Source organism: Streptomyces sp. NPDC002701 (assembly GCF_042889045.1).
Lineage (GTDB): Bacteria > Actinomycetota > Actinomycetes > Streptomycetales > Streptomycetaceae > Streptomyces.
The window spans coordinates 14,440-34,513 of the sequence record NZ_JBIAQL010000023.1 but is presented as its reverse complement, the minus strand read 5'-3'; the positions used below and the strand labels follow the sequence as shown (position 1 = coordinate 34,513).

General features: G+C 72.0%; 19 protein-coding genes. 8 read left to right on the top strand and 11 right to left on the bottom strand.

The genetic code is table 11. The features are described 5' to 3' along the window. Positions 1–6: 6 nt before the first annotated feature. From ACFYXC_RS35360 to ACFYXC_RS35340, 5 genes are all read right to left on the bottom strand, one after another. Positions 7–1,194, bottom strand: a complete 1,188-nt coding sequence (locus tag ACFYXC_RS35360) for an NAD(P)/FAD-dependent oxidoreductase (protein ID WP_389556494.1) — start codon at positions 1,192–1,194, stop codon at positions 7–9. Between the two features lie 98 nt (positions 1,195–1,292). Then, complete coding sequence (locus ACFYXC_RS35355) at positions 1,293–1,523, bottom strand: acyl carrier protein (protein WP_389556492.1); 231 nt, start codon at positions 1,521–1,523, stop codon at positions 1,293–1,295. A 34-nt stretch (positions 1,524–1,557) separates the two neighbouring features. Next, complete coding sequence (locus ACFYXC_RS35350) at positions 1,558–3,138, bottom strand: amino acid adenylation domain-containing protein (RefSeq protein WP_389556490.1); 1,581 nt, start codon at positions 3,136–3,138, stop codon at positions 1,558–1,560. 71 nt (positions 3,139–3,209) lie between these two features. Further along, positions 3,210–3,953, bottom strand: a complete 744-nt coding sequence (locus tag ACFYXC_RS35345; protein ID WP_388915649.1) for an LmbU family transcriptional regulator — start codon at positions 3,951–3,953, stop codon at positions 3,210–3,212. Positions 3,954–4,009: 56 nt separating this feature from the next. Further along, on the bottom strand, positions 4,010–4,225 hold the full coding sequence (locus tag ACFYXC_RS35340) for an MbtH family protein (RefSeq protein ID WP_389556488.1): 216 nt from the start codon (positions 4,223–4,225) through the stop codon (positions 4,010–4,012). A gap of 518 nt (positions 4,226–4,743) precedes the next feature. Between ACFYXC_RS35340 and ACFYXC_RS35335 the strand changes: the two genes are divergently transcribed. The 4 genes from ACFYXC_RS35335 (at position 4,744) to ACFYXC_RS35320 (ending at position 9,007) form a co-directional block, all read left to right on the top strand. Then, complete coding sequence (locus ACFYXC_RS35335) at positions 4,744–5,490, top strand: thioesterase II family protein (RefSeq protein ID WP_389556487.1); 747 nt, start codon at positions 4,744–4,746, stop codon at positions 5,488–5,490. A 50-nt stretch (positions 5,491–5,540) separates the two neighbouring features. Beyond that, positions 5,541–6,572, top strand: a complete 1,032-nt coding sequence (locus tag ACFYXC_RS35330) for a BTAD domain-containing putative transcriptional regulator (protein ID WP_389556485.1) — start codon at positions 5,541–5,543, stop codon at positions 6,570–6,572. A gap of 161 nt (positions 6,573–6,733) precedes the next feature. Continuing rightward, complete coding sequence (locus tag ACFYXC_RS35325) at positions 6,734–7,915, top strand: serine hydrolase domain-containing protein (protein ID WP_389556483.1); 1,182 nt, start codon at positions 6,734–6,736, stop codon at positions 7,913–7,915. Between the two features lie 438 nt (positions 7,916–8,353). Beyond that, positions 8,354–9,007, top strand: coding sequence for an LmbU family transcriptional regulator (locus ACFYXC_RS35320; RefSeq protein WP_389556481.1), 654 nt, complete (start codon positions 8,354–8,356; stop codon positions 9,005–9,007). A 25-nt stretch (positions 9,008–9,032) separates the two neighbouring features. Here ACFYXC_RS35320 and ACFYXC_RS35315 read toward each other — a convergent pair whose 3' ends face one another. After that, the gene (locus ACFYXC_RS35315) at positions 9,033–9,677 is read right to left on the bottom strand and encodes an FMN-binding negative transcriptional regulator (RefSeq protein WP_389556480.1); all 645 of its coding nucleotides are present in this window, start codon (positions 9,675–9,677) and stop codon (positions 9,033–9,035) included. 301 nt (positions 9,678–9,978) lie between these two features. Here ACFYXC_RS35315 and ACFYXC_RS35310 point away from each other — a divergent pair, with 301 nt between their 5' ends. The 3 genes from ACFYXC_RS35310 to ACFYXC_RS35300 all read left to right on the top strand — a co-directional run bounded on the left by ACFYXC_RS35310 (position 9,979) and on the right by ACFYXC_RS35300 (position 12,873). Beyond that, positions 9,979–11,331 carry a lysine N(6)-hydroxylase/L-ornithine N(5)-oxygenase family protein gene (locus ACFYXC_RS35310; protein ID WP_389556479.1) on the top strand — a complete coding sequence of 451 codons (1,353 nt, stop codon included), beginning with the start codon at positions 9,979–9,981 and terminating at the stop codon, positions 11,329–11,331. Positions 11,332–11,467: 136 nt separating this feature from the next. Further along, positions 11,468–12,385 carry an acetylglutamate kinase gene (gene argB / locus ACFYXC_RS35305; RefSeq protein WP_389556477.1) on the top strand — a complete coding sequence of 306 codons (918 nt, stop codon included), beginning with the start codon at positions 11,468–11,470 and terminating at the stop codon, positions 12,383–12,385. Next, a complete protein-coding gene (locus ACFYXC_RS35300) occupies positions 12,382–12,873 on the top strand; it encodes a hypothetical protein (protein ID WP_389556476.1) in 492 nt (163 codons plus the stop codon). The genes argB and ACFYXC_RS35300 overlap by 4 nt, the downstream gene beginning before the upstream one ends. Before the next feature lie 145 nt (positions 12,874–13,018). Here ACFYXC_RS35300 and ACFYXC_RS35295 read toward each other — a convergent pair whose 3' ends face one another. The 3 genes from ACFYXC_RS35295 to ACFYXC_RS35285 form a co-directional block, all read right to left on the bottom strand. Continuing rightward, positions 13,019–13,372, bottom strand: a complete 354-nt coding sequence (locus ACFYXC_RS35295; protein ID WP_389556474.1) for a hypothetical protein — start codon at positions 13,370–13,372, stop codon at positions 13,019–13,021. 56 nt (positions 13,373–13,428) lie between these two features. Then, on the bottom strand, positions 13,429–13,896 hold the full coding sequence (locus tag ACFYXC_RS35290) for a nuclear transport factor 2 family protein (protein ID WP_388915678.1): 468 nt from the start codon (positions 13,894–13,896) through the stop codon (positions 13,429–13,431). A 332-nt stretch (positions 13,897–14,228) separates the two neighbouring features. Beyond that, the gene (locus ACFYXC_RS35285; protein WP_388915680.1) at positions 14,229–14,411 is read right to left on the bottom strand and encodes a DUF5302 domain-containing protein; all 183 of its coding nucleotides are present in this window, start codon (positions 14,409–14,411) and stop codon (positions 14,229–14,231) included. Between the two features lie 212 nt (positions 14,412–14,623). Here ACFYXC_RS35285 and rfbH point away from each other — a divergent pair, with 212 nt between their 5' ends. Further along, complete coding sequence (gene rfbH, locus ACFYXC_RS35280) at positions 14,624–15,922, top strand: lipopolysaccharide biosynthesis protein RfbH (RefSeq protein WP_389556472.1); 1,299 nt, start codon at positions 14,624–14,626, stop codon at positions 15,920–15,922. A 79-nt stretch (positions 15,923–16,001) separates the two neighbouring features. Here rfbH and hflX read toward each other — a convergent pair whose 3' ends face one another. Then, complete coding sequence (gene hflX, locus ACFYXC_RS35275; protein WP_389556527.1) at positions 16,002–17,363, bottom strand: GTPase HflX; 1,362 nt, start codon at positions 17,361–17,363, stop codon at positions 16,002–16,004. Positions 17,364–17,452: 89 nt separating this feature from the next. Then, positions 17,453–19,996 (bottom strand): glycoside hydrolase family 3 protein, encoded by a 2,544-nt coding sequence (locus ACFYXC_RS35270; RefSeq protein WP_389556471.1) that lies wholly within the window; start codon positions 19,994–19,996, stop codon positions 17,453–17,455. Between the last annotated feature and the right edge of the window lie 78 nt (positions 19,997–20,074).

Here is a 20,074-nt window from a genome sequence, read left to right as displayed (position 1 = left end):
CGTCGCTCAGCTCTGGTCGAGCAGGGTCAAGAGTTCGTCGTTGTAGAAGTCGTCGATGGAGCACGCCCCCGACAGCGTCGAGAAGTAGCGGTCGATGTGCTCCTGGTGGCCGACCAGCTTCCGCAGCATCTCGGTGCGGCCCTCGGGCTTGAGCTCGGCCACGTTGAGCGCGCCCTGGTACTGGCTGAGGGCCTCGTCGCCCAGGTCGTTCTCGTAGCGCCGCAGAGCCCTGCCGAGCGCGGCGTCGTCGTGCAGGTCCTCCCCGACGAGGTCGGTGAGCGACTGGGCCTGGACGAACGCCTCGGTGATACCGCGGGCGGTGATGGAGTCCTTGTGGGTCACCGCGTCACCGACGAGCACCCAGCCGGGCCCGTACGCCTTGCGGAAGAAGTTCTCCTGGTGCCCCGTGCCGTACAGCTGCTCCTCGCGCCGGCCCGCCCGCATCCGCTCGTACAGTTCGGGCGCCGTCGTGCGGAACGCGTCGAGGTAGGCGGGTTCCACGTTCTTGCGGACCGCGTTGTACTCGTCCTGCGGGAAGTAGGCCATGAGCAGCGTGAGGTCGTCGTTGGTGGGCAGGACCCCGATCCAGCGTCCCGACCGCTCGTACAGCTCGAAGTGCGCGGGGACCCCGGACCAGTAGCTGTAGTAGGTGGTGGTCATCCGCGGGTGCTCGATGACGTTCTCGGCGCCGGCCTTGCGGGCCACCAGCGAGCGCATGCCGTCCGCGCCGACGATCAGGCGCGCCCGGTCCGTCGCCTCGGCGCCGCCGGGCGTCGTGTACCGCACGCCGACGACCCGGTCGTCCTCGAACACGAGGTCCTTGACCGCGCACCCCTCCCGGTACTCCACGCCGGCCGCCACGGCGCCGTCCGCGAGGATCGGGTCGAGCACGTACCGCCTCGGCGCGTACGTGGTCGTCAGGCCGTCGATCGGCAGGGAGAAGCCCTCGATGCGGACGCCGGGCCCCTCGTAGCTCTGGTGGGTGATCGGCTGGGCGCCCGAGTCGCGGATCTTCTCGAGCAGCCCCCATCGGTTCAGCAGTGCCACGCCCTGCATGTGGAGGTAGTGCGAGGACAGCGTGTCCAGCGGGAAGCGCGCTTTCTCCAGGAGCAGGACGCGATAGCCCTGTCGTGCGAACAGCATGGCCGTCGGCGAACCCGCGCAACGGGCACCTATGACAATCACGTCGTACATGGCGCCTCTCTTACCGATTGGTTGTGTGACCCGATGCGGCCGCAGCCGGAAAAGCGGTGGTGACGGAGTGCGCTGTCGACGCCGGGTGACCCGTCGTATTACCGGGCCACCGCGCCCAGGGATTCGATGTACGCGGAGATGGACGCCACCGTCGAGTTGAGGAACAGCTGGTCCATGGGGACCTCGACGCCCAGTTCCTCCATGAAGGCACCCTGGATGCCGACCATGATCACGGACTGGCCGCCCAGGGCGAAGAAGTCGTCGTCGACCGATATGTCGTCGCGCTGGAGTTCGCGGCACCAGATGGCGCGCACGCTGTCGGCGATCATCTTGTTCCTCTCGGTTGTCATCAAGGTCCGCCGACTACGCCGCCGTGCCGCTGCCGGCGTACCGGAACGCGTCGGCCAGCGCCGCGCGGTCCACTTTTCCGTGCGGGCTCAGCGGAATGCTCCGGATGTTCGTGAACCTGACCGGAACCATGTTCCGCGGCAGGGTCGCGAGGAGGCGGGTGCGCACGTCGTCCTCGGCGAGGTCCTCGCCCGCCGGGACGATGAACGCGGACAGTTCGGCCTCGCCGGAGCCGGTGTACGTGACCACCACGGCGGCCTCCCGGATCCCGTCGAGCCGGCCGAGCGCGCGCTCGATGTCGGTGGGGTCGATGCGCATGCCCCGCACCTTCACCTGCGCGTCCATCCGTCCGGCGACGACGAGTTCACCGGCCTCGGTCAGGTGGCCGCGGTCGCCGGTGCGGTAGAGCCTGCGCGGGGTGCCGTCGACCACGATCGTGGTGAACTTCTCGTTCTCCGGGCCCGTGCCGTCGAGGTATCCCGCGCCGACGCCGGCCCCGGAGATGCAGATCTCGCCCTGCTCCCCCGGCGCGACACCGCGCAGTTGTTCGTCGAGGAGGTGGATGTCGGTGTTGTACGCCGGCCTGCCGACCGGGGGGATGTCGTGTTCGCCCGGCCGGTACCCGGCGAGGTCGTAGGAGGTCGCGACATCCGTGCACTCGGCGACGCCGTACTGGTGCAGCAGGGTGCAGGTGTTGCCCTCGCGGCGCGCCCAGCCGGTGAGCCGCTCGGCCTTGAGCGCCTCGCCGCCGAAGAGCACGTAGTCGAGCCGGGTGAGCGCGTCGCCGCCCCGCGCGGTCTCCCAGTCCACCAGCACGTACAGGGTGCTGGAGGCGCAGTGCACCACGCGGATCTCGTGCTGGGTCAGGATGCGGTAGGCCATCATGGCGTCGAAGTTCCGGCTCGCCACCAGGTACTGGGTGGCGCCACAGAACAACGGTGTCATCAGGGCGCGCTGCGAGAGGTCGAACCCGAACGCGCTGACGACCAGGTTGTGCGACCCGCTGTGCAGGCCGTACTCGAGCTGCAGCCAGTTCATCAGGTTGAACCAGCCCTCGTGCCGCACGGCGGTCAGCTTCGGCGTGCCGGTCGACCCGGACGTGAAGACGGCGTAGCACACGTCGTCCCCGGTCACGGTGGTGTCGGGGGCGGTCGCCGGGAGGTGTGCCAGGTGGGCGGAGAGCTGCTCGAACTCGACGACCTCGGCGGACGCCGACTCGACCATCGCAGCGGTCGCCGGGGAGGCGACGATCAGGCCGAGGCCGGGGACCTGGCCCAGCAGCAGCCGCAGCCGCTCGGCCGGGTAGGCCGGGTCGAACGGCACGTACGCCGCGCCGGCCTTCAGCGTGCCGAGGACGGCGACGAGCAGGTCGACCGAGTAGTCGAGACAGACGCCGACCTTCGTACCGCGGCCGTGTCCGCACGTGATGAGGAAGTGCGCGAACCTGTTGGCCCGCGCGTCGAGTTCCGCGTACGTGACCTGTCGGCCGGCGCAGACGACGGCGACGGCGTCGGGGGTGGCCGCCGCGTGCGCCTCGAACCGCCGGTGGACGACGGGTGCCGGCGGCAGGGCGACCCGCTTTCCCTGAAGGATCATCGACTGTGCTCCAAAGGTGAGAGGTGCGCGGCTCGGCGGTGCGGCGGTCCGGGGCGGTCCGGTGAAGCGCCCTAGGCGGTGCGCTGCTGTTCGGCGGTGCGCTGTTCGGCGGCGGGCGGGCCGGCGGTCTCGAGCACCTGGGCCACCCACTTGTCGACGGGCAGACCGTGTGCGGCGGCCGCTTTCGCGAGGCCCTCAAGGCGGCCGACGGACAGCTCGATGGTGAGCGTGGTGACCTTCTGCCGGCGCTTCCCGGCGGCCCCCGAGGTGGCCAGCCGGGGTACCTCGGGCTGCTCGTCACCGTCGGCCGGGGACGTCCCGGCCGTGTCGCTCTGCACGGCGAGGCTCGCGCGCACCGCCCGGCGCAGTTCGTTGCGCGACCACTTCTGCTGTTCGGCCTTGCGCAGCCAGTAGTCCTGCTCCGGCGGCGACAGACGGGTCACCTCGGCGTGGTGGGCGAAGCTGAGGCTGTCCCGCCTGCGGTCGTGCTCGAACCGCCTGGCCACCCACGCGTAGTTGCGCAGGGTCTGGTAGTCGAGCCCGGTGCGCTCGACCGCCTCCTTGTACCGCCGCCAGCCGTAGGTGGCCTCGCCGTAGATCAGCCAGTCGGCCAGCCACCACGCCGAGGAGTTCACCAGCTCGCGCAGGTTGGTCCCGATCCGTTCCCAGGACCGCTCCGACAGGTTCTGCGGGAAGGTCATCCCCGACTTCTGCACCCGGGCCTGTGATCCCACGAAGGACAGGACCACCTCGCGCCGCTCGGGCTCACCGCTGTCGTCGGCCGGCCTCGTCTTGTGCCTGCTCGCGGTTCTCACAGCCGCCGTCACAACCTTCATCTCCCCACTCGCACTCACGGTGTTCCGGGTGGCGCTCAGTCCGTCGCCATGGCCTCGCGCAGGCTCCTCGGGCGCAGGTCGGTCCAGTTCTGCTCGACGTACTCCAGGCACTCGGTCCTGGCCGCCTCGCCGAAGACCACCCGCCAGCCCGCGGGCACCTCGGCGAACGCCGGCCACAGGGAGTGCTGCTCCTCGTCGTTGACCACCACGTGGAAGCGGCCGTCCTCGTCGTCGAAGGGGTTCGTGCTCAACTGGCACCGTCCTTAGGTCAAGTCATGGGGTGACTCGGAAAGCGGGAACGCCGGGCCGGGTGCGAAAGAGCACCGGGCGCGGGTTCGCCGATCGGCGTCGTCCCGTGGGAAGAGCGCTCGGGGCGTCCGGCCGACTCGGGGTGTCCGGTCGGCAGGACACACGGGCGTCCGGTCGGCAGGACACCCGGCATCGGTAGCGACCCGGCGTTGCCACGTCACCGTAGGGACCGGGCCGCCGGCGCTACAAGGGCGGCAGGCGCTGCGGCCGTCCGGTGTCCGCCCGGGTCTGCGGCCACCGGCATCCGCTGTACCCCGGGGACTTCCTGTGCCACGATGCCGGCCGCCGGCGCGCCCCGGCGGTTTCGCCGGCGGCCTTCCCCGCCCGCCTCCTCCGCGGGGCCGCCCGAGGACGGCTCGAGGGCCGCCACACCGGCGGTGGAGCCCTGCTGGGGCCCGCGCCCCGCCGGCCGGGCCCCGTTCTATGGTTCGAGGGTGCGCGACCCGACCCAGGGAGAGCGATGGACAGCACACGACCTGCCTTGCGCCTGTTCGTCCTGCACCACGCGGGGGGTTCACACCTGCTGTACCGCCGCTGGCCGGCCGAGCTGCCCGGCACGTGGGACGTGCGGCTGCTCGACGCGCCGGGTCACGGCCTCCTCCTCGACCAGCCGCAGATCGACGAGGCGGGCCGCCTCGCCGACCATCTGCTGCGCCGCATCGAGCCCGAACTGACCGCCCCGTACGCCCTGTTCGGGCACAGCATGGGCGCCCTGCTGACGTACGAGATCACCCGGCGGCTCGTCGACCGGGGTCTGCCGCTGCCGGTGTGGGTCGGTCTCTCCGCGCGGTCCGCGCCACGGCCCGGGGGGCCGGGCACGCGGTACCACGAACTGCCCGACGCCGAGCTGCGGGCCCATCTGCGCTCGCTCGGCGGCACACCCGACGAGGTCTTCGACGATCCCGACCTGTGGGAGCTGTTCGCCCCGATCATCCGGGCCGACCTGTGCCTGGTGGAGAACTGGCGCCCCGCCGCCGACGCCGGTCCCCTGCCCGTGGCGCTGTCCGCCTACGCGGGCCGCACGGACCACTCCGCCCCACCGCCGCGGATGACCGGCTGGGCGGAGCACAGCGAGCACTTCATGGGCCTGCGGGTCTTCGACGGCGGCCACTTCTACTTCCAGGACGATCCCGGGCCGCTGCTGCGGCAGATCGAACGGGACGCGACCACGGCGCTCGACGCGGCGGGCGCGGCACGCCCTTCCTGAACCTCCGGTGCACCGCCGGCGCGCGGCCGTCCACCTGTGAGGGGGAAGACGTGCAGTTCCGCATTCTCGGTCCCGTGGAGGTCCAGGACGAGCAGAGCGGTCAGCGGATCCTCCCCAGGGGTGCCAAACAGCGTGCGCTGCTGGGGGCGCTGGCGGTCACGGCCGGGCACGACATCGCCGTGCACCGCCTCGTCGACGAGCTGTGGGGCGGACACCCGCCCGCCGACGCGGCGAACGCGCTGCAGGTCCATGTCGCCCGGCTGCGCCGGCTGCTGTCCGGACCACCACGGCGGCAGGACGCCGGCGGGCCCGCACCGCGCCCGTGGATCGTGACCACCCCGGGCGGCTACGCCCTGCGGCCGCCCCCCGCCGGGACGGACGCCGGGCGCTTCCGCTGCCTGGCCGACCGGGGTCGCCGGATGCTGCGCGACGACCCCGGGCAGGCCGGTGAACTGCTGGGCCGGGCCCTGTCGTTGTGGCGCGGCCCGGCTCTGGAGGGCAGCCTGCTCGGTGAGATCTGCGGGGTCGAGGCGGCCCTGCTGGAGGAGCAGCGCCTGAGCGCTCTGGAGACGATGTACGACGCGTATCTGCGCACCGGGCGTCATGGCGAGATCACCGCGGAGCTGGTGGAGCTCACCATCGAACACCCCGTGCGGGAGAGGTTCTACGACCTGCTGATGGTCGCCTTCTACCGCTGCGGCCGGCAGGCGGAGGCACTGGGCGTGTTCGAACGGGCGCGCCACCGCCTGGTGCGCGAACTGGGCGTCGGGCCGAGTCCCGCCCTGCACTCCCTGGTGGAGGCGGTCCTCCGCCACGACCCGGCCCTCGGCACGGCGGCGGGCCCCCGCCCGGCCGGCCCGCCCCGGCCCGGGCGGCCGCCCGCGGACACGGCCGCGGACACGGCCGCGGTGGCTCGGGCGGACACGGCCGCGGACCTGCTGCCCCTGCGCGAGGAGCTGGCCCGGCTGCACCGCCAGGTCGGACGACTGCAGCGGGAGCAGGACCAACTGCTGCTCCGCCTGGGCGAGTTGACGGCCGCCACCGCACAGCGGCGGGTCACGGACACCCCGGCGCGTGCCTAGGTCGCTTTCCGTCACATCCCGTCCGCATCCCGTCGTCCGCCGTCCTGCGGGGTCTCCTGCCGCGCGGGCTACCCGCACTCAAGTCGGGCGCCCTACTCTGCCGCGGACGGACCGCACAAGTAGGGCACCGGCCAATCGGCGACGACTGTCAGGAGCGGGAAATGACGACACGAAGAAGGTCAAGGGCGGGCGTGGTCGCTCTGGCGTCGGTCGCGATGGCGGCCACCGCCTTCACGGGACCCGCCCAGACGTCGCGGGACACCCGTCCCGCGGCGGCCGGCCACGAGGCGACACAGCGCGCGATCGACGCGGCCGTCGCGGCCGGCATCCCGGGCGTCACCGCCGAGGCACGGGACGCCGACGGTGTCTGGAAGACGGCGGCGGGCGTGGGCGATCTGCGGACGGACGCGGCGCGCGGCAAGAACGACCGGTTCCGCGTCGGGCACATCACCAGCACGTTCGTGGCGACGGTCCTCCTCCAGATGGAGGCGGAGAAGAAGCTGAGCCTCGACGACACCGTGGAGCGCCATCTGCCCGGCCTGGTGACGGGCAACGGCAACGACGGCCGCGCGATCACCGTGCGGCAGCTCCTCAACCACACCAGCGGCCTGTTCGACTACTTCGCCGACACCGACTACGTCGAGACGTACGTCTTCGGCGACGGCTTCCTCCGCCACCGGTACGACACCGTGCCGCACGGGGAACGCGTCGAGGTGGCCCTCTCCCACGCGCCGGTGTTCGCGCCCGGGTCCAGGCACGGGTACTCCAACACCAACGAGATCGTGGCCGCGCTGATCATCGAGAAGGTCGGCGGCAGGCGGTACGAGGACGAGGTGCGCACCCGCATCATCGAACCCCTGGGGCTGAAGGCGACGTCCAGCCCCGGCAACGGCGTCCACGTGCCCCGGCCGAGCAGCCGCGCCTACTCCAAGCTCTTCTTCATGACGCAGCCGGACCGGATCGACGACGTCACCGAGATGAACGGGTCGCAGACCTGGGGCAACAGCGACATCATCTCCAGCGCGGCCGATCTGAACCGGTTCTACGGGGCCCTGATGCGCGGGAAGCTGCTGCCGCCCCGACAGCTGGAGGCGTTGAAGACGACCGTCGTCAACCCCGACTTCCCGGCCTCGTCCCACGGACTCGGCATCGAGCGGCTGACGCTGGGCTGCGGCATCACCATCTGGTACCGCGACGGAGGCACCGTGGGGTGGCTCTCCCTGGTCGCCCTCACCGAGGACGGCCGCCACCAGCTGACGTTCAACTTCAACAGCGACTGGCGGGCGGACGACATCGTCCCCATCCTGAACGCCGAGTACTGCGACACCTCTTCGCGCTCCTAGGGTGCTTCCGTGCGTTCGCGCGGACCCGCCCCGACGGTGAATACCGGCCTTTCCCGGGCGGCCGGGCGAGGCACGGTCCCGCGTGCCGCGCCCGCGCCGCCCGGCGGGCCGGTGAGGTCCCGGTCCTCCCGTCCGGGTACACCGGAAACCCTCGCGAAGCCGTGCCGCGGCGATTCGGCCTGGCCGGCTCCGGCCGGGCCCTTCGGCCGCCGGTGTTGCACACAGACGTTCGCCACGCAGTCGTTCGAGTGCTACTCCGACACCGTTCCAGCCCGTCATGCGAGATTTCTCGCCAGTTGTGTGCACCCTTTTCTTGGAGGCATGATGGCGAGTCAGGCCGGTCGGACCGCGGGGTCGCGAGGCGACCCGGCAACCGCTCTCCCGCAGCCCCCGCCACAGCAGCCGCGCCCCACGGAGGCCGCCCAGCGCCGCGGGCGCGTGCTGACGACCAGGGTGGGCCTGCAGATGCCGTCCCGGATGGCCTACGACGAGTGGGAGCGGGCCGGACGCCAGCTCGCCGACGTCCTCGACTCGTCCTCCTGGTGGCTCGGCGACTGGCTCGTGTACGGCAAGGACCACTACACCGACCGGTACCAGCGCGGGATCCGCGCCGCCGGCCTCTCGTACCAGACCCTGCGCAACTACGCGTGGGTCTCCAGACGCTTCGACCTCACCCGGCGCCGGTCCGCCCTGAGCTTCCAGCACCACGCCGAGCTGGCCTCCATGCCGGTCGAGGAACAGGACGTCTGGCTCGACCGCGCCGAGCAGCGGCAGTGGACCACCAAGCAGCTGCGCGGCGCCCTGCGCGCGGCACGCCAGAGCGAGCAGCAGCCGCTCGCGCCCGCCGAGCCCAGCCGCCGCCTGGAGGTCCCCGGCAGCCGCCTCCAGTGGTGGCACCGGGCCGCGGAGCAGCAGGGCGTCGACTTCGGCCAGTGGGTGACGGCCACGCTGGACAGCGCGGCCGCGAGCGCCCTCGCGGAACTCGGGGACATCTCCGAGGCCGAGGGTCTCAAGGCGCCGGCCGCGGCCGGGGAGGACACCCGCCCCGGGGAACTCGCCGGGCGGACCCGGCCGGTGGCCGTCGGCGCCTGAGTACCCGGCGCCCCCCCGCAGCACGTCACGGCAGCTGGCTCATCAGCCCCGCGGTCTCGCGCTTGTACGTGCACGCGCTGCGCCCGAACGACTCCCGCACCCTCGCGCGCACCTCGCTCGGCTGCTCCTGACTGAGCTTGAACGTGCCCTCGGCCCCGGTCACGGTGAACCGGAAGGCGCCCACGGCGGGCGCGATCTTACGGAAGTAGTCGAGCGACTCGGTCATGTCCCAGCCGTCGCCGAACGCCCCCTCGAAGGCGCGCACGGTGGACTGCACCACGCCCAGCGTCTCGTCCATGGAGTCCAGCTTCTCGACCACGCCCCGCACATGCACCGCGGTGAAGTTCCAGGTCGGAGCGGCCGGCGTCACCTCGTACACCGTGGGTGACACATAGGAGTGCGGACCGGTGAACGTCAGCAGCAGGACGCTGCCCGTCTCCAGTGCCGCCCACTGCGGGTTCGCCCGGTTCATGTGCCCGAGCAGCGTGGCTCCCGGCAGCTCGCCGGCCCAGTCGCCGGACGTCTCGGGATCGAAGATGACCGGCAGATGCGTGGCGAACGGACCGTCCTCGGGACTGCCGTTGGCCACCGCGAGCGCCAATGGATGACCACGGACCAGATCCACCATCCAGGAACTGTCGGGTTCACGGTAAAAACTCGGCACGAACATCCGGATTCACCCCTCAGGAATTTGACTCCAGGGCATGGCTGTGGCTCAGGGCATGCCTGATCGCATTTCTTCGGCACATGAGCCGACGGCCGTGCCACACGGAGTTCGTGAAAATCCTGGCCGACCGTACCCGTCGTCCTGTCGACGGGACAACGATTCCGGCTCAAGTGGCGCTCCAGAAGCTCTCCACCGGTCTTCATGTCGTCTTCCAGTTGTCTTCGAGGCTCTCTCCGGAGTACCACTTGGAACACGGCCTGCCGGGCCGTCGGCTGAAATTCCAGACGTGAGCGGGAGAGTTTCCATGGGCATTAAGGGCAGGCGTGACCAAGAGATCCTCGACGTGGTCGGTATCGGGTTCGGCCCCTCCAACCTGTCGCTCGCGATCGCGTTGGAGGAGCACGGGGCGAGCGCCCCGGAGCATCCGGTCACGTCCCATTTCTTCGAGCGGCAGCCCAGCTTCGGCTGGCACCGGAACATGCTGCTGCCGTCGACCACCATGCAGATCTCGTTCCTCAAGGACCTGGCGACCTTCAGGAACCCGATGTCCCGGTTCAGCTTCATCTCGTTCCTGCACGCCTCGGACCGGCTGGTGCAGTTCGTCAACAACCAGGACTTCTATCCGACCCGGCAGGAATTCCACCAGTACCTGGAGTGGGCGGCCGCCGGCCTCGACGACCGGGTCACCTACGGCGCCGAGGTCACCTCGATCCGGCCCGGCACCGGAGCCGGCGGGCGGGACTCCGACCTCGTCGAGATCGAGGTGCGCGAGGCCGACGGCACGGTCGGCGTGGTCACCGCACGCAACGTCGTCGTCTCGACGGGTCTGGTGCCGCGGCTGCCGGAGGGCGTGACGGCCGACGAACGGGTGTGGCACAGCTCGGAGTTCCTGGGGAAGTTCAACGCGCAGGCCCCGGAGGACCTCAGGAGCGTGGCGGTGGTCGGCGCGGGGCAGAGCGCGGCCGAGATCACCCGGTTCCTCCACGACTCGCTGCCGCACGCCCAGGTCTCCGCGGTCATCTCCTCCTACGGCTACTCCGTCGCCGACGACACCCCCTTCGCCAACCAGGTGTTCGACCCCGACGCGGTCGACGACTACTACTTCGGCACCGACCGGGCGCGGGACGCGTTCTGGCGCTACCACCGCAACACCAACTACGCGGTGGTCGACTCCGACGTCATCCGGTCCCTGTACCAGCGTTCGTACGACGAGCAGGTGCGGGGCGACCTGCGGCTGCACTTCCGCAACCTGACCCGGGTCACCGAGGTCAAGCGTGCCGGGGACGAGACACGGGTGACCCTGCGTTCGCTGCTCGACGACCGGACCGAGGAACTCGCCGTCGACGCGCTGGTGTTCGCCACCGGTTACGAGGGCCTCGACCCGTCCCGCCTGCTCGGCGACTTCGACCGGCACTTCCTGCGCGACGCGGCGGGCCGGCACCGGGTGGAGCGCGACTACCGCCTCGTCACCGACTCGGGACCGACCTGCGGCGTGTATCTCCAGGGCGGCACCGAGCACAGCCACGGCCTGTCGTCGGCCCTGCTGTCGAACATCGCGGTGCGCAGCGGCGAGATAGCCGACTCGATCGTGCTGCGGCGCACCGAGCGGGAGCTGGACCGTACCTGCCCCGTCGAGGCGGCGTCCTCGGCCGTCTGAGGCGGCACACCGCACCCGAAGCGCACGTCCCCCGTCAGCAGGGTCCGGCCAGGCCGGTGCCCTCGGCAGAAGGAGTCACGTCTGTGAGCGCCAACCGGCCGCCCGGCGGCCCCGTCCCCGCGTGTGCGAGGTTCTCATGACCGTCAGCACCGTCAGCGCGCACCCAGCCCTGGCCGCGGCCAGGGCCCTCGGCACCGCCCTGCCGTGGCTGGCCCGCCATCAGGGGCGGACGGTCGTCATCAAGCTGGGCGGGCACGCCATGGTCGACGAGAGCCTCACCGCGGCCTTCGCCCGCGACATCGTCTTCCTGCGCTACGCCGGCCTGCGGCCCGTGGTGGTGCACGGCGGAGGACCCCAGATCGACGCCGAGCTCGCGCGGCGCGGCCTGCAGCGCGAGTTCAGGGCCGGGCTCCGCGTCACCTCCCCGGCCGCGATGGACGTGGTGCGGATGGTCCTCGCGGGCCGGGTGCAGCGCGAGCTGGTCGGGCTGATCAACCGCCTCGGCCCGCTGGCCGTCGGCATGACCGGCGAGGACGCCGACACCCTCACCGCGGTACGGCACGTGCCGTGGATCGACGGGGAGCCGGTGGACGTCGGCAGGGTCGGCGACATCACCGCCGTGGACACCGGTGCCGTGGAGAGCCTGCTGGCGGACGGCCGTATCCCGGTCGTCTCGCCGCTGGCCCGCAGCGCCGAGGACGGCCTGGTCTACAACGTCAACGCCGACACGGCGGCGGCGGCGCTCGCGACCGCGCTGCGCGCCGAGGCGCTCGTCATGCTGACGGACGTCGCGGGTCTGTACGCGGGCTGGCCGCACAGCGAAGAGGTCATCCCGCGGCTCACGGCCTGCGAGCTGGAGAAGCTCCTGCCGGAGCTGAGCGACGGCATGGTGCCCAAGATGACCGGCTGTCTGGACGCCGTGCGGGGCGGCGTGGGGGCGGCCCGGGTGATCGACGGACGGATCCCGCACTCGATCCTCCTGGAGATGTTCACCGACGACGCGGTCGGCACGGTGATCGTGCCGGACCCGGACGAGGCGGAGGTCCTGCCGTGACGAACCGCGGCGGCATCGAAGGGCCGGCCGGCCACGAGCCGGCCGTCGCGGCCGAACTGGCCGCCGCGGCCGAGCGGGGCGGGGAGGCGGGGCGCGGGCTCGTCCGCCGTTTCGCCGTCTCCCTCTCGCCGAAGGCGCGGTCCGTGCTGCGGAGCGCTCTGGCGGAGGCCGACGCGGCGCACGGGAACCGCGGGCGCCGGCCGGAGCTCCGCGACGTTCCGCCCGACGGGCTCATCCGGCTGCGGTTCGCCGACGCGAGCGCGCTGGCACGGGCCGGCGCCGCCTTCGGCGCCGGGCCGGGGCCGGGTCTCGGCGACGCGTGGAGCGACCCCGCGACCCTGACCCTGCGGCTCCATGGCGCCGCCGGTGTGGAGACCCTGCGGGCCGTGCTCGCGGTCCTCGACGCGGCGGCGGTCACGGCCGAGTCGCTCACGGTGCACACCCGGGAACTCGACGACGTCTTCGCGGCGTTCACCGGCCCGGCGTGAACCGGGGCGGACAAGGCACGGGCCCGTGTGCCGGGGCGCCGGCCGCTGTGCCGGCGCCCTGTGCCGGTCCGTTGTGTCGACGCGCCCGCCCTCGTCCGGTGACGGCAGGCGGGCGCGGACAGGGAGGGGATGTGCACGGCCCACCCTAGGCACGGCGCTCCCCCATGTCCCGTGCGCTGGGCGGAACTTCGAGCTCAGCTGCAGCGGTGTTCCATGTCGTCCCGCTGTCGCGGCTGGGCCGCTGGGCGGCGTACACCGCGACGAAGGCGGCGAGCCCTCGTACAGCGCCCGCCGGTCCGAGGGCCGTGACCTGGACGTTCTGTCCGAGTCCCCGGGACAGCGCGCGGTGCGCCTGCAGCGCGGCGGCCACCAGTTCGCCCGGCGGGCGGTGGGTGTGGTCCGCGACCCCGCAGGCCATCGCCAGCGCCTCGGCCCAGGCCCGGGAGGTGATCTCGTCCTTGCGCGGCTGCGGTACCTGGTGCGGGTCGGGCTGTGGCATGACCGCCTCCTGGGCGTCTCGTCGCTGTCGTCTCCGGGTGCTTGCGCGGGGTGCGCTCAGGCCAGGTCGTCCCGGGTCACCCTGCGGCGCGCGGCGCGCCAGGTGCCGCGGATGCGGACCAGGACGTCCTCCATGACGCACACGTACAGGACCTGGGAAGTGCTTCCGCTCGGCGTGGCGTACACCAGGGCCGAGCAGCGGGTGTGCAGCGATCCGTCCGCCTGGGGCCGTACGTCGAGCATGCCGACCCAGTGGTGGAGGAGGCCGCCGGCCCGTCGCTGCCGTGCCGCGCCCGCGCGCACGTAGCGGGTGAGCCAGGCGCGGGCACGCACCGGCTCGGGCAGGGACGGCAGTTCGAGGACGGCGTCCTCGGTGAAGGTGGCCGCCCAGCGTTCGGTGTCGTGCGCGTCCAGGATCTGCATCTGGTGCGCGTAGAAGCGCTGTGCCTGTGCGTACAGGGCGGCGAACCGCCGGCTCTGGCTCTGGGCCGTGCGTTCGGCGGTACCCACCGTCTCAGCGGTCATGGTCTCGGCCTCCGCTTCCGTCCGTGGCCTCGGGCGTGAGGGACGCCGGGGGAATGTCCGGGTACGGGAATCCTTACTCGGTACGGACAGTCTCCGAGGCCCGGATCGAGCATCCTTCGATTACTCGTCGATCCGGTCCCGACGCGGGAGGAACGCCGGCAGGCGGTCGCTTCGGCCGGATCTCATGCATCGGACCGCGCATTCTCCAGTGATTCTCCAGCAACCCTCAAGCGGTATACGAGAATTCCGGTGGGCCGGTGCCGAAAAAGGGCCGCGGCGTCTCCAAGTGAACGGAGGCGCCGCGGCCCTTTCGCGGGGTGATACGGGAAGGGTCAGCCGGACTTTCGGCGGAATTGACGGGTACTGTTGTTGGCCCCGCCGTTGCCCTTGGTCTTCAGGCGCACTTCGAGATGGGCGCGCTGGGAACGGGCGTTGTTGGCCTTGCGCTCAAGGGCCTCGCGGAACTTGCGCTTGGCATCGGTCTCAGCGGTGTTCTGCTCCGGCTGTTCGGTCATGTGGGCCTCCATACGAGTTGTCGAGCGGATCAATTGTGGCAGCCGGGGCCATACCGTGCGAGGGGCCCTCGGCGTCCGGCGAAGGAATTCCGCCAGGTCAGCGGGAAACGGTGGGGAGCCGCTGGAATTCGACCAGTACTCAGGCGATCTCATGCCGTACCGGTCCTACGCTCGGATTTCCGTCAGTCGGTGCCAGCTGGAGAGGAACGGCCATGGGCGAGACCAAGGACCGGATCGCGGAGCTCGTCCGTGAGTACCACCAGGAGCAGACCCCGGGGCCGTTCGTGCCCGGTGTCAGCCCCGTGCAGGTCTCCGGTGCGGTGCTCACCGCCGAGGACCGCCTGGCGCTGGTCTCGGCCGCGCTGGATCTGCGGATCGCGGCCGGGACGGCCTCCCGCCGGTTCGAGCGCGACTTCGCCCGGTTCATCGGCACCCGCAAGGCCCATCTGACGAACTCGGGGTCGTCCGCGAACCTGCTGGCGCTCAGCTCGCTGACCTCGCCGCAGCTGGAGGACGAGCGGCTCAGGCCCGGCGACGAGGTCGTGACGGTGGCCGCCGGATTTCCCACCACGGTCAGTCCGATCCTGCAGAACGGGCTCGTGCCGGTCTTCGTGGACGTCGAGCTGGGCACGTACAACACCACGCCGGAGCGGATCGCCGCCGCCATCGGCCCCCGGACCCGGGCGATCATGATCGCGCACTCCCTCGGCAATCCGTTCCAGGCGACGGAGATCGCCCAACTGGCCGAGGACCGCGGCCTGTTCTTCGTCGAGGACAACTGCGACGGGGTCGACTCCATCTACCGGGGCCGGCGCACCGGTTCCTTCGGCGACCTGTCGACGACGAGCTTCTACCCGGCGCACCACATCGCGATGGGCGAGGGCGGCTGTGTGCTGACGAGCAATCTGGCCCTGGCGCGGATCGTGGAGTCGTTCCGGGACTGGGGACGGGACTGCTGGTGCGAGCCGGGCGAGGACAACCGGTGCATGAAGCGCTTCGACCAGCAGATGGGGAAGCTTCCCCAGGGCTACGACCACAAGTACATCTTCTCCCACGTGGGATACAACCTCAAAGCAACGGACCTGCAGGCGTCGTTGGGGCTGAGTCAGCTGGGCCGGATCGACGAGTTCGCCGCCGCCCGCCGCCGCAACTGGCGGCAGCTGCGGGAGGGACTCGATGGGCTGCCGGGGCTCCTGCTGCCGGAGGCGACGCCGGACAGCGATCCCAGCTGGTTCGGTTTCCTGATCACCGTCTCGCCGGACGCCCCGTACAGCCGGGCGGCGCTGGTGGACCACCTGGAGTCGCTCAACATCCACACCCGCCGCTTCTTCGCCGGCAACCTCACCCGCCATCCCGCCTACAGCGACCGGCCGCACCGGATCGCCGAGCCGCTGGTCAACAGCGACCTGATCACGGACCAGACGTTCTGGATCGGCGTGTACCCGGGGCTGACGCAGGAGATGCTGGACTTCGTGATCGCCTCCGTCCGGGAGTTCACCACCCGCGCCTGACCTCGCGCCCACACGCGAAGGCCGCGCCTCCTCCCCTCAGCGAGGGGAGGAGGCGCGGCCTTCGCGTGGGACCGGCCGGTCAGACGGCGTAGTCGGTCAGTTCGGCGGCGAGCCGGGCCTCCACATTCGCCCTGATGCGGGTGCCGTCCTCCTCGTGGGTCTCGGTGAGGACCTCACCGGCGGAGTGGATGCGGGCGACCAGGTGGCCGGCCGTGTACGGGACCAGGACGTCGATCTCGGTGTCGGGGTGGGGCAGGCCCGACTCGATCCGGGTGAGCAGGGTGTCGATCCCGGCCCCGGAGCGGGCCGAGACGGCCACCGCGCCCGGCTCGGCCCCGAGCAGCCGCTCCAGGGTCCGCGGCTCGGCGACGTCCGCCTTGTTGACCACCACGATCTCCGGTACGCCGGCGCCGCCCACCTCGCCGATGACGGCGCGGACCGCCTCGATCTGGGCCTCGGGGTCGGGGTGCGAACCGTCCACGACGTGCAGGATGAGGTCGGCCTCGGCGACCTCCTCCAGCGTGGAGCGGAACGCGTCGACCAACTGGTGCGGCAGATGCCGTACGAAGCCCACCGTGTCGGCCAGGGTGTAGGCGCGGCCGGTCGGCGTCTCGGTGCGTCGCACGGTCGGGTCGAGGGTGGCGAACAGGGCGTTCTGCACATGGACGTCGGCTCCGGTGAGCCGGTTGAGCAGGGAGGACTTGCCCGCGTTGGTGTAGCCGGCGATGGCGACGGAGGGCACCTTGTTGCGGCGCCGCTCCTGCCGTTTGAGGTCGCGGGACGTCTTCATGTCCTCGATGTCGCGGCGCATCCTGGCCATCTTGTCGCGCAGCCGCCGCCGGTCCGTCTCGATCTTGGTCTCACCGGGGCCGCGGGTGGCCATGCCGCCGCCTCCGCCGCCGCCCATCTGCCGGGACAGGGACGCGCCCCAGCCCCGCAGCCTGGGCAGCATGTACTGCATCTGCGCGAGGGCGACCTGCGCCTTGCCCTCGCGGGAGGTGGCGCGCTGGGCGAAGATGTCGAGGATCAGGGCGGTGCGGTCGACCACCTTGACCTTCACGACCTCCTCCAGCCGCACCAGTTGGGCCGGGCTCAGCTCTCCGTCGCACACGACCGTGTCCGCTCCGGTCTGTTCGACGAGGTCGCGCAGTTCGGTCGCCTTGCCGGAGCCGATGTAGGTGGCCGGGTCGGGCCTGTCCCGGCGCTGGACGACTCCGTCGAGGACGAGGGCGCCGGCGCTCTCGGCCAGCGCGGCCAGCTCCGCCAGGGAGCTCTCGGCCTCGGCGACCGTGCCGGACGTCCAGACTCCGGCCAGCACGACGCGCTCCAGGCGGACCTGGCGCTGCTCGACCTCGACGACGTCCCTGAGGTCGGTGGACAGGCCGCTCACATGGCGCAGGCCGGTCGCCTCGGTGGCGTCGATGGCGTCGGCGGGGCCGATGCCGCTGCGAGGGGGCGTTTCGCCCGTGTGGTCAGTCAAGGTGTTCCTTTCGGCTTCCCGGGGTCCGGGACGGTCGGTGGCGGTCGGGGTCAGGGTTCGAGGCGTCCGGTGAGACGTATGTCGGCGGAGGAGGAGCCGACCTGGAGCGTGCGGGCGCCGGCGGCCTGCTGCCAGGTGTCCCGGTCCCGGTCCCGGTACTGGAGCTGGCGGGCGTCGACGGGCACGGTCACGCGTTTCTCCTGCCCCGGCGCGAGGGTCACCTTGGTGTATCCGGCCAGTTTCCTGACCGGCTGCGGGACGTCGGCCCGGCTGCCGGGGCCGAGGTAGACCTGGACGGCCTCCTTGCCGGTGCGCTCGCCGGTGTTGCGCACGGTGACCCGCACCGCCGCCCCGGTGGCGGTGCGCTCGACGGCGAGGTCCCGGTAGCCGAAGGAGGTGTACGACAGTCCGTGCCCGAACGCGAAGAGCGGCCGTACGCCCTGCTGCTCGTACCAGCGGTGGCCGGTGTGCACGCCTTCGCTGTACTCCTGCTCGCCGTTCACGCCGGGGAAGCGCTCGGGGTGGCCGGCCATGGGGTGGGCGTCCTCGGCGGCGGGGAAGGTCTGGGTGAGTTTCCCGCCGGGGTTGGCGTCCCCGTACAGCAGGGCGGCGGTGGCCTGGGCGCCTTCCTGGCCGGGGTACCACATCTGGAGCACGGCGGCGGTGTCGTCGAGCCACGGCATGAGCACCGAGGAGCCGGTGTTGAGGACCACGACGGTGTTCGGGTTGGCCTTCGCGACCGCGGCGATCAGCCGGTCCTGGCCGTCGGGCAGGGACAGCGAGGGCCGGTCGTAGCCCTCGGAGCCCTCGTCCTGGGCGAAGACGACGGCGGTGTCGGCGGCGGCGGCCGCGGCCACGGCCCGGTCGAAGTCGGCGGCGGCCCGCTGGGGCGTGACCCAGGTCAGGTCGACCTTCAGGGGGCGGTCCGGCCAGGCCCAGCCGCTCATGGTGACCCGGTGGGTGCCGCGGGTGAGCCTCATCAGGACGCTGGTGGTGTCGCTGAAGGAGTCGGCGGCGTAGACGGGGCTCCGGTCCCCGACCTGGAGGACGGCCATCCCGCCGTCGACCTGCATGCCGATGCGGTAGTCGCCGTCGGCGGGGACGGTCAGGGTGCCCTCGTAGAACTGGCGGTCGCCGCCCGCGTCGAGCTGCTTGCCGCCGGTGAAGACGGGGCTGAGGTTCTCCGCGGGCAGTGGGCCGCCCAGGCGGTCGATGCCCGGCTCGTGGGTGACGGTCACGCCGGTGCCGGCCCGCTCGCGCAGCGCGTCCAGCGGTGCCTGCGCGGCGTCCGGGACGACGTGGGCGCTGCCGAGGCCGGAGACCTTGGGGCGCAGGGCGCTGTCACCGATGACGGCGAGGCCGGTGCCGGCGGTGGCGGTGAGCGGCAGGGCGGGGCGCCCCGCGGTGGTGGTGTTGCGCAGCAGGACGGCGCCGTTCTCGGCGATCCGGCGGGCGGTGGCGCGTCCGGCGGCCGCGTCGCGCGCGGGGCGGGCCGGGGCGGTGGCGGCGAGCAGTCCGAAGCGTTCCATCCGGCCGACGATGCGGATCACCGCGCGGTCGAGGGCGCTCTCGGGGACGGTGCCGTCCGCGATGGCGGCCTTGAGGGCGGCGCCGAGGTGGCGGGAGTCGGGGACGGGGTCGGTGGGCTTGCCCATCTCCAGGCCGAGTTCCTGGTCGAGTCCCTTGGTGAGGTCGGTGGTGGCGTGGGTGGCCAGCCAGTCGGACAGCACCCAGCCCCGGAAGTCCCACTGGTCGCGCAGGACGGACTGCAGCAGGCTCTCGTTGCCGCAGGAGTGGGCGCCGTTGAGGCTGTTGTAGGAGCACATCACGGCGGCGGCCCCGGCGTCGACCGCGCTGCGGAAGGCGGGGAGTTCGACCTCGTGGAGGGTCTGCTCGTCGATGGCGGCGTCGACGGTGAAGCGGTCGGTCTCCTGGTTGTTGCCGGCCAGGTGCTTGACCGCGGCCATCAGGCCCTGGCTCTGGATGCCCTCGATCTCGGCGGCGGCGGTGCGGGAGGTGACCAGCGGGTCCTCGCTGAACGTCTCGAAGTTCCGTCCGCCGTGCGGCACCCGGATGATGTTGACCATGGGGGCGAGCACCACGTCCTGGCCGAGTGCCCGGCCCTCGTGGCCCAGCACTCTGCCGTACTCCCGGGCGAGGCCGTCGTCGAGCGTGGCGGCGAGCGCGGTCGGGGTGGGCAGGGCGGTGGCGCGGACGCCGTTGAGACGTATCCCGGTCGGGCCGTCGGAGACCTCGAGCGGCGGAACGCCCAGGCGGGGCACGCCGGGCAGGTAACCGACACCGCGGGCGAGCGGCCCGCCCTCGGCGCCGGCGGTCCAGTGGACGAACGACAGCTTCTCGTCCAGGGTCATCCGCGCGACCAGGGACCTGACCCGGTCGCTGCCCTCCCGCGCCGCGGCGACGGGGGCGGCGGGCGCCGCGGTGGCCGGGGAGAGCAGGCCGCCCGCGCACCCGAGGGCCACCGCGACGGCCAGCAGCCGTGCGGGCCGCACCGGACCGCGCCGGCCGGTCGTGCCGGTACGGGGGCGGCGGGGGCGGGGTCTGGACTCCCCTGGCCTGCTGCGGAAGAGCATGGGATCTCCTGGTGAACGGCGTGGTCGGTGCCCGCGCGCGGTACGCGCGCCACCACGCTCCAGGAGTCGGACGCCACG